The organism is Polynucleobacter sphagniphilus, from assembly GCF_029892205.1.
GTDB classification, from domain to species: domain Bacteria; phylum Pseudomonadota; class Gammaproteobacteria; order Burkholderiales; family Burkholderiaceae; genus Polynucleobacter; species Polynucleobacter sphagniphilus.
This window is the reverse complement of sequence record NZ_JARXVX010000001.1, coordinates 661,890-678,821: the sequence shown is the minus strand read 5'-3', so window position 1 is coordinate 678,821 and position 16,932 is coordinate 661,890. Positions and strand designations below refer to the sequence as shown.

14 protein-coding genes are annotated in these 16,932 nt (G+C 46.9%); 4 read left to right on the top strand and 10 right to left on the bottom strand.

All coding sequences use genetic code 11. The features are described 5' to 3' along the window. Window positions 1-2: 2 nt before the first annotated feature. The 6 genes from tsaB to scpA are packed head-to-tail and all read right to left on the bottom strand — an operon-like array spanning window position 3 to window position 8,063. Window positions 3-737, bottom strand: coding sequence for a tRNA (adenosine(37)-N6)-threonylcarbamoyltransferase complex dimerization subunit type 1 TsaB (gene tsaB / locus M2125_RS03595; protein ID WP_280742487.1), 735 nt, complete (start codon window positions 735-737; stop codon window positions 3-5). 36 nt (window positions 738-773) lie between these two features. After that, window positions 774-1,238 carry a VOC family protein gene (locus tag M2125_RS03590; RefSeq protein WP_076023308.1) on the bottom strand — a complete coding sequence of 155 codons (465 nt, stop codon included), beginning with the start codon at window positions 1,236-1,238 and terminating at the stop codon, window positions 774-776. Window positions 1,239-1,248: 10 nt separating this feature from the next. Next, complete coding sequence (gene accC / locus M2125_RS03585) at window positions 1,249-3,273, bottom strand: acetyl-CoA carboxylase biotin carboxylase subunit (RefSeq protein ID WP_280742544.1); 2,025 nt, start codon at window positions 3,271-3,273, stop codon at window positions 1,249-1,251. Window positions 3,274-3,298: 25 nt separating this feature from the next. Further along, on the bottom strand, window positions 3,299-4,831 hold the full coding sequence (locus M2125_RS03580) for an acyl-CoA carboxylase subunit beta (RefSeq protein ID WP_076023306.1): 1,533 nt from the start codon (window positions 4,829-4,831) through the stop codon (window positions 3,299-3,301). A 9-nt stretch (window positions 4,832-4,840) separates the two neighbouring features. After that, window positions 4,841-5,866: a methylmalonyl Co-A mutase-associated GTPase MeaB gene (gene meaB / locus M2125_RS03575; protein ID WP_280742486.1), complete on the bottom strand. Its 1,026-nt coding sequence runs from the start codon at window positions 5,864-5,866 to the stop codon at window positions 4,841-4,843. A gap of 13 nt (window positions 5,867-5,879) precedes the next feature. Beyond that, window positions 5,880-8,063 (bottom strand): methylmalonyl-CoA mutase, encoded by a 2,184-nt coding sequence (gene scpA / locus M2125_RS03570; RefSeq protein ID WP_076023304.1) that lies wholly within the window; start codon window positions 8,061-8,063, stop codon window positions 5,880-5,882. 98 nt (window positions 8,064-8,161) lie between these two features. Between scpA and M2125_RS03565 the strand changes: the two genes are divergently transcribed. Then, entirely contained in the window at window positions 8,162-8,800 is a 639-nt protein-coding gene (locus M2125_RS03565) for a GntR family transcriptional regulator (RefSeq protein WP_076023303.1), read from the top strand. 88 nt (window positions 8,801-8,888) lie between these two features. Here M2125_RS03565 and M2125_RS03560 read toward each other — a convergent pair whose 3' ends face one another. Then, a complete protein-coding gene (locus M2125_RS03560) occupies window positions 8,889-9,233 on the bottom strand; it encodes a c-type cytochrome (protein ID WP_076023302.1) in 345 nt (114 codons plus the stop codon). 17 nt (window positions 9,234-9,250) lie between these two features. Further along, window positions 9,251-9,613: a c-type cytochrome gene (locus M2125_RS03555; protein ID WP_425334231.1), complete on the bottom strand. Its 363-nt coding sequence runs from the start codon at window positions 9,611-9,613 to the stop codon at window positions 9,251-9,253. Window positions 9,614-9,777: 164 nt separating this feature from the next. On the opposite strand from M2125_RS03555, the gene M2125_RS03550 reads away from it, so the two are divergent. From M2125_RS03550 to M2125_RS03540, 3 genes are all read left to right on the top strand, one after another. Continuing rightward, a complete protein-coding gene (locus tag M2125_RS03550; protein WP_076023301.1) occupies window positions 9,778-10,635 on the top strand; it encodes an AAA family ATPase in 858 nt (285 codons plus the stop codon). A 15-nt stretch (window positions 10,636-10,650) separates the two neighbouring features. Then, a complete protein-coding gene (locus tag M2125_RS03545; protein WP_277540882.1) occupies window positions 10,651-11,826 on the top strand; it encodes a vWA domain-containing protein in 1,176 nt (391 codons plus the stop codon). A 71-nt stretch (window positions 11,827-11,897) separates the two neighbouring features. Beyond that, entirely contained in the window at window positions 11,898-12,356 is a 459-nt protein-coding gene (locus M2125_RS03540; RefSeq protein ID WP_076023299.1) for a RidA family protein, read from the top strand. Between the two features lie 87 nt (window positions 12,357-12,443). On the opposite strand, the gene parC is transcribed toward M2125_RS03540, so the two are convergent. Then, window positions 12,444-14,876, bottom strand: a complete 2,433-nt coding sequence (gene parC / locus M2125_RS03535; RefSeq protein WP_280742484.1) for a DNA topoisomerase IV subunit A — start codon at window positions 14,874-14,876, stop codon at window positions 12,444-12,446. Further along, window positions 14,876-16,864: a DNA topoisomerase IV subunit B gene (locus M2125_RS03530; protein ID WP_076023298.1), complete on the bottom strand. Its 1,989-nt coding sequence runs from the start codon at window positions 16,862-16,864 to the stop codon at window positions 14,876-14,878. The genes parC and M2125_RS03530 overlap by 1 nt, the downstream gene beginning before the upstream one ends. Window positions 16,865-16,932 lie beyond the last annotated feature (68 nt).

Here is a 16,932-nt window from a genome sequence, read left to right as displayed (position 1 = left end):
TGCTAGACCCCGAATGCGTTTTCACGCTCTAAAGTAGTTAAAGCTACTTTATTACGGATATACAAGGGCTCGAGAGCGTGCACTTCCAGTTGCCCACCTTGATCCCATAGGTGTTGGCTTTGGAGAAGCAAGCCCATAGCATGCACGCCAATTTGGGAATCCATCCTAGCCAGGGGTAAAGCTGGTTTAGCAGTGATCAGTAGACGCTCACCAAATTCTGCTATGGCACTACCCGCTACAAACTGAGCACCTGACAGATCAACCTCTTCGGGCGCGCTTAACATGACTTCACTCATACGCCTAGGTAAGGCTGCGGGCTGTGTTTCATATTGAGCCCAATACACCTCACCCATGCGTGCATCCACCGCAACTACAAATTGCGCATGATCCCGAGTCATTGCTTGATTAAATGGGCCGCTGACAGACAGCTGTGCTGCAATTGCATCTAAGCTGCAGACCGGCAGGACGGGAAGATTGGCAGCAATTGCTAAACCTTGAACGGCAGCTACTCCCAAGCGAACACCCGTAAAAGCACCGGGCCCAACGCCAATGGCGATTGCATCCAAGTCTTGGAGCGTTATATTTGCTTCGGCAAGCAGCTCTTCAATCCAAGGGAGCAATAGTCCACTAGCGCCTGCGGACACCTTTTGATGTCTAAGCAATGGCGTAGATTGACCTAAAGATAAAGCCACCGAACACCAGGCTGTAGAGGTGTCGATGGCTAATAATGCAGTCAATTTAAATCCTTAATAACAAACCCCAATTACACTTAATTAGGCGCTTAATCCTTGAATCACTTCAACGGGCGCCTGGACAAGCTCAATTAAAACACCTTCCCCGCTAATCGGGAATTGATCATTGCCTTTGGGGTGCACAAACGTAATGTCATAGCCAGCCGCCCCTTTACGAATACCGCCTGGGGCAAAGCGTAGGCCCTTGGCAGTAAGCCACTCTACTGCCTTTGGTAGATCATCGACCCAAAGACCAATATGATTAAGAGGGGTTTGATGAACCGCTGGCTTTTTTTCAATGTCAAAAGGTTGCATGAGGTCAACCTCAATCTCATGCGCACCTTTACCAATTGCGCAGATGTCCTCATCGACGTTTTCACGCTCAGATACAAAAGTGCTCTTGTACTCAAAACCCAATAAGTCTACCCAAAGGGTTTTTAGGCGGTCTTTATTTTCGCCTCCAATAGCAATTTGCTGAATACCCAAGATTTTGAATGGCTTTGTCATTGTCATTTACCTATTCAAAACGAATAATCAATTGATCAACTGCCAAGCTATCACCCTCTTTTGCACAAATTTCGGCGACCACCCCGTCTTGCGCAGCCGTCAAGGTATTTTCCATTTTCATCGCCTCAATGGCAGCAATTTTTTGACCGGCTGTTACTGCATCGCCCACCTTAACGGCAATGGTCGTTAGTAAACCAGGCATTGGTGACATCACTAACTTAGAGGTATCAGGCGGAACTTTGACAGGCATACGGCGCTGTAGCTCAGCGCCCAATGGACTCAAGACCATACATTCAAACTGCGCACCATCGAGCACCAATAGGTATTTGGTGCCACGACGCTCAACCTGTGCAGTTATTTTACTGGTGCCATTAATGGTGGCATGCAGACAAATTTCACCTGGACGCCAGTTACTGACGATGTCATAACGACTAACCCCATCAGCCTCTTCAATATACACAGAGTACACATTTTCTTTTAGCTCTAATCGAATTGGAATCTCATATGGATCCTCTTCTGAACCAACCCGAGCACCTGTTACCACTACAAATTTCTTGGCAATGATCATTTCATGGCCAACCAACTGACCATCAATCATCTTGATGTGCTCAAGATAGCGATATCGCATAAATGCAGCTAATGCAGCTAACCGTTTTGGGTCAGCTGGTTGCACTGAATCGGTCTTAAAACCATGTGGGTATTCTTCTGCAATAAATCCAGTAGTGAAGTCACCCGATACAAAGCGTGGATGTTGCAGTAAAGCCGCTTGAAATGGGATATTGGAATGAATGCCGCGAATTACAAAGTCATTTAAGGCAGAACGCATTTTCTCGATAGCTTCCGTACGGTCCTTGCCGTGCACGATCAACTTAGCGATCATTGAGTCATAGAACATCGGGATCTCACCGCCTTCGTAGACGCCTGTATCTACGCGCACGCCATCCATTTCTTGGGGCGGGCGGTATTTGACCAGTCGCCCAGTGGAAGGCAGGAAGTTACGAAATGGGTCATCGGCATTAATACGGCACTCCATAGACCAACCGTCTAACTGAATATCCTCTTGCTTGAAAGCCAGCTTTTCACCAGCAGCGACTCGAATCATCTGCTCCACGAGGTCAAGACCAGTAATACCTTCCGTGACAGGATGTTCAACTTGTAGGCGGGTATTCATTTCCAGAAAATAGAAAGATTTATCTTTACCTACAACAAACTCGACCGTACCAGCCGATTGGTAGTTAACGGCCTTTGCTAAAGCAACTGCCTGCTCACCCATGGCTTTGCGCGTTGCAGGATCAATAAACGGTGATGGCGCCTCTTCAATGACTTTTTGATGACGACGCTGAATCGAGCAATCACGCTCACCCAAGTACACCACATTGCCATGCGAGTCACCTAACACCTGAATCTCAATATGACGCGGACCTTCAACAAACTTCTCAATAAAGACACGGTCATCGCCAAAACTATTGAGCGCCTCTGTGCGACAAGCGGTAAATCCTTCAAAAGCTTCTTTGTCATTAAAGGCAACACGCAGACCTTTACCGCCGCCGCCGGCCGAGGCTTTAATCATTACAGGATAGCCAATACCCTGCGCAATCTTGACTGCATCTTCTGCTTTATCGATGGCTTCATTAAAACCAGGAATCGTATTGACTTTGGCTTCCAGCGCCAATTTCTTAGAAGCAATTTTATCGCCCATGGCCGCAATCGATTGGTGCTTGGGGCCAATAAAGACAATACCCTCCTCCTCACAACGTTTTGCAAACTGCTCATTCTCAGATAAGAAGCCATAACCAGGATGAACTGCTTGGGCGCCAGTGTCTTTACAGGCCTGAATAATGCGGTCCATTACCAAATAAGATTCGCGAGATGGTGCCGGCCCAATACAAACTGCTTCATCGGCCATCTGGACATGACGAGCCTCTTTATCCGCTTCGGAGTAAACGGCAACCGTTTTGATGCCCATCTTTTTAGCAGTTTTCATTACACGGCAAGCAATCTCGCCGCGATTAGCAATCAATATTTTTTTAAACATTTTGGTAGTCATGATGTATGGGTCCTTACAGAGGAATGTTGCCGTGTTTACGGGCAGGATTCTTCAAATCTTTATCCTTCAACATCGCTAAGGAGCGTGCGATACGTTTACGGGTCTCGTGCGGCAAAATGACATCATCAATATAGCCGCGACGACCTGCTACAAATGGGTTCGCAAATTTGGCTTTGTACTCAGCTTCACGTGCTGTAATTTTGGCTGGGTCTGATTTTTCCTCGCGAAAAATAATTTCAACCGCACCTTTAGGCCCCATTACAGCGATCTCCGCTGAAGGCCAAGCAAAGTTCACATCGCCACGCAGGTGTTTGGAAGCCATCACATCATAGGCGCCGCCATAGGCTTTACGCGTAATTAATGTTACCTTAGGAACAGTGCAATCAGCGTAGGCATATAGGAGTTTTGCGCCATGCTTAATGATTCCACCATACTCTTGTGCAGTACCCGGCATAAAGCCAGGCACATCAACCAAGGTGACTACTGGAATATTGAAGGCATCACAGAAGCGAACAAAACGAGCTGCTTTGATAGAAGCTTTGATATCTAGGCAACCAGCCAGAACTAAGGGTTGATTTGCAACAATGCCAATCGAGCGGCCCTCCATACGAGCAAACCCAATCAGAATATTTTTGGCGTAATCGGGTTGCAATTCAAAAAACTCACCATCATCAACAATCTTGGCAATCAATTCCTTCATATCATATGGTTGATTGGGATTCGAGGGGACTAAGGTATCCAAGGAAAAATCAGGCTCTTCATTGCGGTTGGCACCTTTAATCAGAGGCGGTTTTTCGCGATTCGATAATGGCAAGTAATTGAAGAAACGGCGCAACATAGAAATGGCTTCTACATCATTCTCGAATGCCAGATCGCAAACCCCTGAAACCGTGGAGTGCGTGACTGCTCCACCCAACTCTTCAGCGGTAACATCTTCATGCGTTACGGTCTTGACAACCTCTGGGCCGGTAACAAACATGTACGAGCTATCTTTCACCATGAAGATGAAATCCGTTAAGGCTGGAGAATAAACCGCGCCTCCTGCCGATGGACCCATGATGAGCGAGATTTGTGGAATCACTCCAGATGCAGTGACATTACGCTGGAAAATCTCTGCATAGCCTCCCAAAGAAGCAACGCCCTCTTGAATCCGCGCCCCACCTGAATCATTCAAGCCAATCACAGGTGCCCCCACCTTCATCGCCTGATCCATGATCTTGCAGATCTTTTCTGCATGCGCTTCAGAAAGTGAGCCTCCTAAAACGGTGAAGTCTTGGGAAAATACAAACACCAATCGGCCATTGATCATGCCGTAACCAGTAACAACGCCATCACCTGGTACCGTTTGATCGGCCATGCCAAAGTCATAGCAGCGATGCTCGACAAACATATCCCATTCTTCGAAGGTGCCAGCATCAAGCAAGAGCTCAATACGCTCTCGTGCGGTGAGCTTACCCTTTGAATGTTGCGCCTGAATACGTTTTTGTCCCCCACCTAAACGGGCGAGTTCGCGTTTCGATTCAAGCTGTTCAATGATTTCCTTCATACCGACTCCTTAGAAAAATTCATGCCCCATCGCTTCCAGCAATCGCCTGGCGGCAACTGATGGAGCTATAGTTCCCTGATTTACGGCAGCACTCAAGCTGGGTAAAAGTTCTTGTACTGCTACATTATTTGCAAATGCATTTTTTAAGCCCGCATCAATACGATCCCACATCCATGAGCCCGATTGTTTTTTGCGTCTTGCATCAAACTCACCATTAGCCTTTTGCAGTGCTTCAAATTGCTGTATTTTTTCCCATAACTCAGGCACCCCATTGCCCTGTAAGGCACTTAAGCGCATGACGATTGGGTGCCAATGCTCTGCTTGATGTGAGGCATGGTCGGGATTGCCATGAAACCCAAGTAAGCGCAATGAACTCGTAATAAATAATTGTGCGCGCATTGCTGCATCTGGATCGATATCGACTTTATTAATCACAATCAGATCGGCTATTTCCATCACCCCTTTTTTGATGGCTTGCAAGTCATCACCAGCATTAGGCAATTGCAAGAGCACAAACATATCTGTCATACCGGCCACTGTGATTTCACTTTGTCCAACGCCAACCGTCTCTACAATCACCACATCAAAGCCAGCTGCCTCTGCAACCAATAGTGCTTCGCGGGTTTTTTCAGCAACACCCCCCAAGGTGCCAGAGGAAGGGCTGGGTCGAATAAAGGCATTCTCTAAAACAGATAAACGCTCCATACGGGTTTTATCACCCAGAATAGAGCCCCCCGATAAGCTAGAGGAAGGATCAATTGCTAAGACTGCAACGCGGTGACCTTTTTCAATTAAATACAGACCTAGCGTTTCAATTAAGGTTGATTTGCCAACACCCGGTACACCGGAGATACCAAGCCGAAATGACTTGCCGGTCTTCGGAAGTAAGGTGTTGAGAACATCGTCGGCACGCTTACGATGATCTAAGCGGGTTGATTCCAGTAAGGTGATGATCTTCGCTAGTGCGCGCCTCTGTTTAGGCGACGGACCACCAGTGAGGTCACCCACTAAAGCCTGGTCAACAGCATTGAGCATGCTTTGTGTCCGCTTAACTCGTGCTTACCGATTTACGAATCTGCTCAAGCACGTCCTTGGCCGATGCTGGAATTGGGGTGCCAGGCCCGTAGATGCCCTTGACGCCCGCCTCATATAAAAATTCATAATCCTGCCTGGGGATCACGCCACCGACGAAAACAATAATGTCATCGGCACCCTGCTTTTTGAGTTCAGCAATGATGGCTGGCACCAAGGTTTTGTGACCAGCCGCTAAAGTTGAAACACCCAGAGCGTGTACGTCATTCTCGATTGCCTGGCGCGCACACTCCTCAGGCGTCTGAAAAAGCGGTCCAATATCAACGTCAAATCCCAAATCAGCATAAGCAGTTGCAACCACTTTAGCACCACGATCGTGACCATCCTGTCCGAGCTTGGCAATCATCACCCGCGGGCGACGGCCAAAGTCTTTGGCAAAGTCAGCGATTTCTGTTTGTAATTTTGCCCAGCCTTCGGCTGAGTCATAAGCAGCTGCATACACTCCGGTCACCTTTTGCGTATCGGCGCGATGACGCCCGTAAACTTTTTCCAATGCATCAGATACTTCGCCAACCGTTGCACGCAAACGAATTGCCTGCACCGCCAAATCAAGCAGGTTGCCTGTATTGTTTTCGGCGGCTATGGTGATAGCCTCTAATGCGGCCTCTACTTTTTTACTATCGCGCTTTGCTTTAATAGCTTGTAAACGTGCAACCTGACTCTCTCTAACCTTATCGTTGTCAATCATCAAGACATCATGCAGATCTTCCTTTTGAAGCTTGTATTTATTGACTCCAACAATCACATCCGTTCCGGAGTCAATTTTGGCTTGTTTTTCAGCGGCGGCAGCTTCAATTTTTAATTTAGCCCAACCACTTTCTACTGCCTTAGTCATGCCGCCCATGGCATCTACTTCTTGAATAATTTCCCACGCCTTATCAGCCATTTCTTGCGTGAGGCTTTCCATCATGTATGAACCAGCCCATGGATCAATCACACTAGGAATATGGGTTTCCTCCTGGAGGATGAGTTGCGTATTTCGCGCAATACGACTAGAGAATTCTGATGGCAAAGCAATGGCTTCATCTAGAGAATTCGTGTGTAGTGACTGAGTGCCACCAAATACTGCTGCCATTGCCTCAACAGTGGTTCGCACTACGTTATTGTATGGATCCTGCTCAGTCAACGACCAACCAGATGTTTGGCAGTGTGTACGCAACATCAACGACTTGGGATTTTTTGGTTCAAAAGACTTCATAATCCGCCACCATAAAAGACGGGCGGCGCGTAACTTTGCCACTTCTAAATAGAAGTTCATTCCGATCGCAAAGAAGAAAGACAAGCGACCTGCAAAGCCATCCACATCCAAGCCTTTAGCAAGAGCAGTTTTGACATACTCTTTACCGTCGGCCAATGTGAAGGCCAACTCCAAGACCTGGTTAGCACCAGCTTCTTGCATGTGGTAACCCGAAATAGAAATCGAGTTGAACTTGGGCATATGCTTGGCGGTGTATTCAATAATGTCGCCAATAATCCGCATCGAAGGTTCTGGTGGATAGATATAGGTATTGCGCACCATGAACTCTTTGAGAATGTCATTCTGAATGGTCCCAGATAAGAGCTCTTGTTTCACGCCCTGCTCTTCGCCCGCAACAATGTAACCCGCTAAGACCGGTAAGACAGCGCCATTCATCGTCATGGAAACAGATACTTTGTCGAGCGGTATTCCATCGAACAAGATCTTCATATCTTCCACTGAGTCAATGGCTACGCCTGCCTTGCCAACATCACCAGTAACTCGGGGGTGATCGGAGTCATAACCACGATGGGTTGCTAAGTCGAATGCAACTGAGACACCTTGCCCTCCTGCATCAAGAGCTTTGCGATAAAAGGCATTGGATTCTTCAGCAGTAGAAAATCCAGCGTACTGGCGAATCGTCCAAGGGCGTACGGAATACATGGTTGCTTGCGGTCCACGCACAAATGGCTCAAAACCAGGTAAGGTATTGGTGTATTGCAAGCTCTCTATATCAGCCGAGGTATAAAGCGCTTTGAGATGAATGCCATCAGGAGTTTTCCAACCAAGATTTCCAACATCCCCATTGGGAGCGGATTTTTGTGCTGATTTAGCCCATGCATCTAAATTGGTCTCAGGCACATTAGGCCAATTGGTCGTTGGTTTGTTCTCGTTGGTACTCATAAAGCACTCCTGTTTGGCTTTATTGCATATTTACAAAAAATGTGGGGTTATTTTGCTAGACAATATTCAATTTGTCCAGTTAAAATGAATTCATAATTATGAATACAAAACTAAACAAAAGACCCTTATATGAAGAGGTTGCCGAACGCTTGCGTGAGCAAATATTTGCCCATCAAATGGCACCTGGCAGTTGGGTGGATGAGCAAAGCTTAGCTCTGCAACTAGGTATTAGCCGCACACCCATGCGAGAAGCCATTAAGGTTTTGGCAGCCGAGGGGCTGATCACCATGTACATGAACCGAGGCGCTTATGTCACCGAGGTGGACAGGCGTGACTTGGAGCAGATCTTCACCGTCCTATCCCTACTCGAAGGCCAAGCTGCTAAAGAAACGGCTTTGAGAGCCACTGAGGATCAATTGACTGAGCTGGACAATTTGCACCACCGCCTTGAGAAAGCCGCAGCTGATCGTGATCTAGACCAATTTTTTGAGATTAATGTCAAGTTTCATGAACTAATTCAAGGCATTGCTGGGAACCGCTGGATGAACAATACGATTGCGGACCTCAGAAAGGTCCTCAAGCTTCAAAGAAGGGATTCTTTGAATCGCACTGGCCGGATGCAGCACTCTGTCATTGAGCATCGCCAAATCCTAGAGGCGATTCTCAAAAGAGATCCGATTGCAGCAGAAGCTGCTATGCGCAAGCATTTGGCGCATGGGCTAGAAGCGGCGAAATAAAGGTTTAATTCGGTTTATAAAAATCAAACCTATAAATAACAAAGGCTTAGAGTATTAGTCTAAGCCTTTTGTTTTAAAGTAATTGAACTTACTTTTTAATTACAAAATTGCCAGGTAGGGATGCAATGTAGGCAGCAATGTCGTGCAAATCAGCATCACTGAAGTTCTGCACTTGAGAAGCCATGATTGCATTCACGCGACCATACTTGGCATTGCTATCGCCAACCTGATAAGCATGAAGTGCGTAATACAGATAGTCTGGATACTGGCCAGCTAACTTTGGGTAATTAGGGGCAATCGGGGCATTCAAACCAGCGCCGTGACAGGAGGTGCAATTACCCTTCTCAACCAATGCTTGACCTTTTTCAACGCTAGCCGCATTGGCAATACCAATGCTGGAGAGCAAAATAGCTGTAATTAGTGCGAATTTCATAAACGTGCCTCTAAATATCACTTCAATGGGTTGTTAGGTGAGCTGGCAGTTTGCGCAGCATAGTACTCGCCAATATCAGCCATATCTTGATCAGACAAGCTGGCAGCAATAGAACGCATAGTTGGATGCTTTCTTTCGCCTTTTTTGTACTCAGAAAGAGCCGTAACGATATAGGCAGCATTTTGTCCACCTAACATCGGTACGCGGTAAGTCAATGGGTAATCGGCACGATAGTCAGGAATGGAATGACAACCGGTGCAAAGCCATACCTTGCCTTGACCTGCTTGAGCAGAACCAGTCACATCAGCATATGCTGAGAACCCAGCAAAAGCCAAGCTAGCGCATACGGAAATTTGGGAAAGAATGAGGTGTTTTTTCATAAAAATCATCAATAGTAGGTTTGATTTCAATCAATTTGCACAGAGTATAGCGGAGTAAGCCTGAATTCGTCATTTCAGCTGTAAAAAAACAGCATAAATGCTGAAAATTAAGGCTCTTTTACCTATACTGAACCCTCGCTAAATCGACCCCGAACCCTAAACAGATGACTAAAAACCAAATGCGCTTTGATGGCTCATCGAGCTACGTCGCCACCGATGATCTGAAACTGGCCGTAAACGCCGCCATGATGCTGCAACGACCTTTATTAATTAAAGGCGAACCCGGGACTGGCAAAACCATGCTAGCCGAAGAGGTGGCTGCCGCTCTCAAAATGCCACTCTTGCAATGGCATATCAAATCAACCACCAAAGCCCAGCAAGGACTCTATGAATACGATGCAGTTAGTCGCTTACGAGATTCTCAATTAGGTGACGACAAGGTCAATGACATTCGCAACTACATTATTAAAGGAGTGCTCTGGCAGGCATTCGAGGCAAATGAGCCAACCGTTCTGTTAATTGATGAAATCGATAAAGCAGATATTGAATTTCCGAATGATCTTTTACGCGAAATTGATCGCATGGAGTTTTATGTTTATGAAACGCGCGAACTCATCCAAGCCAAACACCGCCCTCTCGTCATCATCACTTCAAATAATGAAAAAGAGTTGCCAGATGCATTTTTGCGTCGCTGCTTCTTTCACTACATCTCATTTCCAGATGCACAAACCATGCAGCGCATTGTTGATGTACACCACCCCCAAATTAAACAAGACTTACTCGATGCCGCCTTAAAGTCTTTCTATCAAATGCGCGCTCTACCAGGTCTCAAAAAGAAACCTTCGACCTCTGAGCTCATTGATTGGCTCAAACTCTTGTTAGCTGAAGATATTGCTCCAGAAGCGCTGCACAGTGGCGATGACAAGATTGTTGTGCCTCCTTTGCATGGTGCATTGCTAAAGAACGAGCAGGATATTCACTTGTTTGAACGCTTAGTACAAATGAACCGCAACAATCGCTAAGCCCCCTACTGTCCCATGTTGATCGAATTCTTTCTGAAGCTCAAAGAGGCCAAGGTGCCGGTTTCAGTGCGGGAATTTTTAACCTTACTGGAAGCACTCAAACAAGGGGTGATTGACCCTTCGATTGATGATTTCTACCAATTGGCACGCATGACTTTAGTCAAAGATGAGCAGCACTTTGATCGCTTTGATCAGGTCTTTGGCGCCTACTTCAGCGGTATCGAGCAAATTATTGCTCTGCAGCCCGATATACCGCTAGACTGGCTCGAGAAAAAACTTCAACGGGTGTTAACTGAAGCAGAAAAAGCTGCGCTCACAAAATTAGGTGGGCCTGAGGCTCTCAAAAAGCTCCTGGAAGAACTCTTAAAGGAACAAAAAGAGTGGCATGGTGGCGGTACTAAATGGATTGGCGCAGGGGGGTCCTCACCTTTTGGTCATAGTGGCTTCCATCCCGAAGGGATTCGAATTGGCGGCGAGAGCGCTGGCAATCGTACTGCAATCAAAGTATGGGAAGCACGTGAATTTAAGGACTATGACGCTAATTTAGCTTTAGGCACACGCAACATCAAGCTAGCCTTGCGTCGTTTGCGCCGCTTTGCGCGAGAGGGATCTCATCTCGAACTAGATTTGGATCAGACGATTCATGCAACTGCTGCAAATGCTGGCATGTTAGACATTAAGATGCGGCCTGAACGACACAATCAAGTGAAAGTATTGCTATTGATGGATGTGGGCGGCTCGATGGATGATCACGTTAAACGGATCGATGAATTATTCTCTGCCGCCAAAACAGAATTTAAGCACTTGGAGTACTACTATTTTCACAATTGCGTTTATGACTATCTATGGCAAAGCAATCGTCGCAGGCGTGACCAAGTTACGCCGACCCAAGACATCATCAACAAGTATGGCCCTGATTACAAATTGATCTTTGTCGGCGATGCCACTATGTCTCCTTATGAAATCCTCAGCCCCCATGGTTCAGTTGAATATAACAATACTGAGTCAGGAGCCACTTGGATGAATCGCTTGTTAGACCACTTCCCCCACTTTGCATGGCTTAACCCAGAGGCTGAAGGGGTTTGGCAATATCGCCAGTCGATCGACATCATGCGCCAGCTGGTAAAAGATCGGATGTATCCGGTTACCTTAAATGGTCTAGAAAGCGCTATGCGCCAACTTTCAAAGTAAGATCTTGGTGTGAGTCTTTTTCAAGATTTCCAATCTTTTTTATTTTTTCATTCATTCTTTTAGAAGCCCCTATGACCAGCTTAATTACTGAACGTCTAAAAACCCTTGGAATTGATTTGCCGCCACCAGGCCCTCCTGCTGCAGCTTATGTCATGGCTGCAACAACGGGTAACACCGTTCTTCTATCTGGCCATATTGCCAAGCGCGATGGCAAACCTTGGGTTGGCAAACTGGGTCTCGATATGGATACCGAGACTGGTAAAGAGGCAGCCAAATCCATCGCAATTGATTTGCTTTCTACTTTACAGAACCATGTAGGCTCTTTGGATAAAGTCAAACGCATTGTGAAAGTGATGGGCCTGGTGAACTCTACCGACCAATATACCGAGCAGCACTTAGTCATTAATGGCTGTTCTGAATTACTCTTCGAAGTCTTTGGCGATGCCGGTAAACATGCGCGTAGTGCCTTTGGTGTTGCACAAATTCCATTGGGCGCTTGTGTTGAAATTGAACTCATCGCAGAAATTTGATTGAAACCATTGAGATTGGTTGAGTTATTCTTCTCAATAAAAAACCCGACTGCTTGAGGTCGGGTTTTTTATTGGAGGCTGATTATATTAATTAGCCTTGAGCTTACCTTCTTTAAGCCTGGGCTCAACAAAGTGGCCTTTGCGGGCACGATTACCAGCGAAAGACTTCAAAGTTTTGGCATCCAGATTGAGTTCAGTTGGCTTTCCTGCGCGGCCAGCCCCCGAGTAAGTTGCCCCTTCAGGACCTACTGCAATGACTGAGGCCAATCTCTCTTTATCGTCCAAGCCCATCAAGATAACGCCCTTGCCGCCTGTAGGTAGCCGCTTGAGCTCATCTAATGGAAATACTAATAATTTGGCTGACTCAGAAAGGCAGGCAACTTGCTTCATACCAACAGAAACCTTGGCGACACCCAATGGGGCATCTCCAGCAGGGAACTTACTGTCTATTCCGACAAATGATTTACCAGCTTTATTACGGGTCGTCATATCCGCTACATTGGCCAAGAAGCCATTGCCAGCTCGCGTTGAAATTAACACTAAATCATCTGACTGCCCTGCATAGTAAGCAACCATTTGTGAGCCGGCAGCCAGATTAATAAAGCTTGTCAATGGAGAACCATCGCCACGTGCACCAGGTAATTCACTGACAGGAACGGTATAGACCCGTCCGTCACTACCGAAGCCTTGCATCACATCAATTGTGCGACATTCAAAGGTCGCGTATAAGGCATCGCCCGATTTAAAACCAAACTGAGTAGCATCGTGCTCGTGACCTTGACGCACGCGCACCCAACCTTTTTGCGAAACAATCACAGTCACCGGCTCATCTACCACCTTAGTTTCAGCAACAGCCCGCTTATCTTCCTGAATCAAAGTGCGACGATCATCACCAAACTCTTTCAGATCTGATTCAATTTCCTTAATGATGCGTTTACGCAAAATGGCATCACTTTGTAGTAGACCCTCTAAGTCATCCCGTTCGGCCTTCAGCTCTTTGAGCTCTTGCTCAATTTTGATGCCTTCCAAGCGCGCTAATTGACGCAAACGAATATCTAAAATATCTTCCGCTTGGCGATCGGTTAATTTAAATTCTTTAATCAAGTCGGCTTTGGGCTCATCACTATTGCGAATGATCTTAATGACCTTGTCAATATTGAGAAGAACGGTTAAACGCCCTTCCAATATATGCATACGGTCTTTTACTTTGCCCAGGCGATATTGAGTACGACGCGTTACTGTAGTAACTCGGAATGCAATCCACTCGGTCAAAATTTCTTTTAAGCCTTTTTGACGCGGGCGACCATCGTTACCAATCATCACCAAGTTCATCGGCGCATTGGACTCAAGTGAGGTATGCGCCAACAAGAGGTTCACGAATTCATTTACGTCAATATTCTTACTCTTTGGCTCAAATACCAAACGTACCGCAGCATCTTTACTCGATTCATCGCGCACACCATCCAAGACATTAAGGATGGTTGACTTCAAGTTGTTTTGCTCTGGAGTGAGGGTCTTTTTGCCAACCTTCACCTTAGGATTGGTAATTTCCTCAATTTCTTGCAAAACACGTTGGGATGAGGTGGCTGGGGGTAATTCATTCACTACAATTTGCCACTGGCCACGCGCCAATTCTTCAATAGACCAACGGGCGCGAACTTTGACGCTACCACGACCTGTTTCATAAATCTGCGCAATCTCAGCGCCAGAAGAAATAATCTGGCCACCACCCGGGTAATCTGGCCCTGGCATGATCTCCAGAAGCTCTGGGGTTGTCATCTTGGGTGATTTCATCAGCGCAATAGCTGCGCTGGCTACTTCACGTAAATTATGTGACGGAATTTCAGTAGCCATACCCACAGCAATACCAGATGCGCCGTTCAGCAATACAAATGGTAAGCGGGCGGGTAATAATTTGGGCTCTTGAAATGAACCGTCATAGTTCGGCGCGAAATCTACCGTGCCTTCGTCAATCTCACTCAATAATAGACCGGCAATCTTAGTCAGTCGTGCTTCGGTGTATCGCATTGCTGCTGCGCCATCACCATCGCGCGAACCAAAGTTACCTTGACCATCAATCAGCGGATACCGCAGTGAAAAGCTCTGCGCTAAGCGTACCAAAGCATCATAAGCAGATTGGTCGCCATGTGGATGAAATTTACCCAACACATCACCCACCACACGCGCGCTTTTTACTGGTTTAGCATCAGCACGCAAACCCATTTCACTCATAGAAAACAGAATGCGTCGTTGCACTGGCTTTTGACCATCAGAAACATCTGGTAAGGCGCGACCTTTTACTACGCTGATGGCGTAATCTAAATAAGCCCGCTCGGCATACACCGCCAGGGTAAGACTATCGTTGCCGTCTTCGTTTAAATCTACCAACTTGGGATCATGTGGATCTTTTGGACCATCAGTCGACGGTGCTGTAATTTCTTGTGCAATTTCAACGGTATCCGCAAATAAATCAGCCTGCTCTGCTGCAGCAATTTCACCAGGAGTTTTTTTAGTTGTCATTAAATATCCGCCTCTACTTCATTGCCGCGCTCTTCTAACCAGTCTTTGCGCGCTGCTGATTCTGATTTGCCCATCAACATATCCATTGTTTTGATTGTTTCGTCTTCAGTCCAGGTTCCCAAGGTGACTGGAAGCAAGCGACGTGTATCTGGGTTTAAGGTGGTGTCCCATAACTGCTCTGCGCTCATCTCGCCCAAGCCTTTAAAGCGGGAGATTTGCCAGGCAGACTCCTTCACACCATCTTTGCGTAATTTATCTTCAATTGCCTGCAACTCATTAGCATCAAGTGCATAAATCTTTTGGGCTGGTTTTTTACCGCGCGCAGGGGCATCTACCCTAAAGAGCGGTGGGCGAGAGATATAGACATGACCCAAGTCGATAAGTTTTGGGAAATGTTTATAAAACAGGGTTAGCAATAGCACTTGAATATGCGCGCCATCCACGTCCGCATCTGACAGAATGCAGATCTTGCCGTAACGCAAATTGGATAAATCAGGGGCGTCATTAGCGCCGTGTGGATCTACGCCAATAGCTACTGCAATATCGTGCACTTCATTATTGGCAAACAGGCGATCACGCTCTGCTTCCCAAGTATTTAATACCTTACCGCGCAATGGGAGAATAGCTTGGTACTCTTTGTTACGACCCATTTTGGCTGAGCCACCCGCCGAATCACCCTCTACCAAATAAATTTCATTGAGGCTGATATCTTGGCTTTCGCAGTCGGTCAATTTACCAGGCAACACTGCTACGCCAGACGATTTTTTCTTCTCGACTTTTTGACCGGCACGGGTTCGTGCTTGCGCTTGCTTGATGACTAAGTCAGCCAATTTACGACCGTAGTCTACGTGCTCGTTGAGCCAGAGCTCAAGGGCTGACTTTGCATAAGCTGAAACCAAACGCACTGCATCACGTGAATTCAGGCGCTCTTTTATTTGCCCCTGAAATTGTGGATCCAATACTTTGGCAGACAAAATAAATGAGGCGCGGGCAAAGACGTCTTCAGGCATCAGCTTCACACCCTTCGGTTGCAATGCATGCATCTCTATGAAGCCCTTGACTGCGTTAAAGAGACCTTCGCGCAGACCACTCTCATGCGTACCACCAGCCGGGGTTGGAATGAGATTGACATAGCTTTCACGCACAGGCGCGCCATCTTCTGTCCAGGTCACCACCCAAGCAGCGCCCTCGCCTTCAGCAAAGGAGTCATCATCCCCAGTGCCGGTAGCATATTGCTCGCCTTCAAATGGGGGAATCACTTCTGGGCCATGACCTGCTTGTGCAATGGCCTCCGTCAAGTAGCCGCGCAAGCCTTGTGCATATTGCCAAGTTTGGCTTTCACCAGACTTCTCTTGAATCAAGGTTACCTTCACGCCGGGCAGAAGAACTGCTTTCGAACGCAACAAACGAATCAGTTCTGGCATGGGAATGGCAGAACTATCAAAATATTTTCCATCAGGCCAAGCGCGAACACGTGTACCGTGTGACTTATCTTCTTTGCTTGCGGGCTTAGTTTTGAGCTTTTCAATCACCAAGCCGTCAGCGAAGGTCAAGGTAGAAACCTGGCCATCACGCCAAACCGTCACTTCCAGACGTTTAGATAAAGCATTGGTGACCGATACACCCACACCATGAAGACCACCGGAGAAAGCATAAGCACCGCCGGTGCCTTTTTCAAATTTACCGCCGGCATGCAATTGCGTAAAAACGATCTCTACAACAGGTAGTTTTTCAGTTGGATGCATACCCACCGGAATGCCGCGACCATCATCCTCAATACTGACACTGCCATCAGTGTGCATCGTTACGATAATTTGCTTACCAAAGCCGCCTAATGCCTCATCAGAAGCGTTATCCAATACCTCCTGAATAATATGCAGGGGGTTATCGGTGCGGGTGTACATACCAGGCCGTTGACGGACTGGTTCTAGCCCCTTTAGGACCTGAATCGACGATTCACTGTATTCGGATGTTTTACGAGTAGCCATGCGCGCAAATTGTAGTCATGTCTGAGCCGAAACCGGAACTTTTCCCAAATTAACCCCTCGTTCATGCC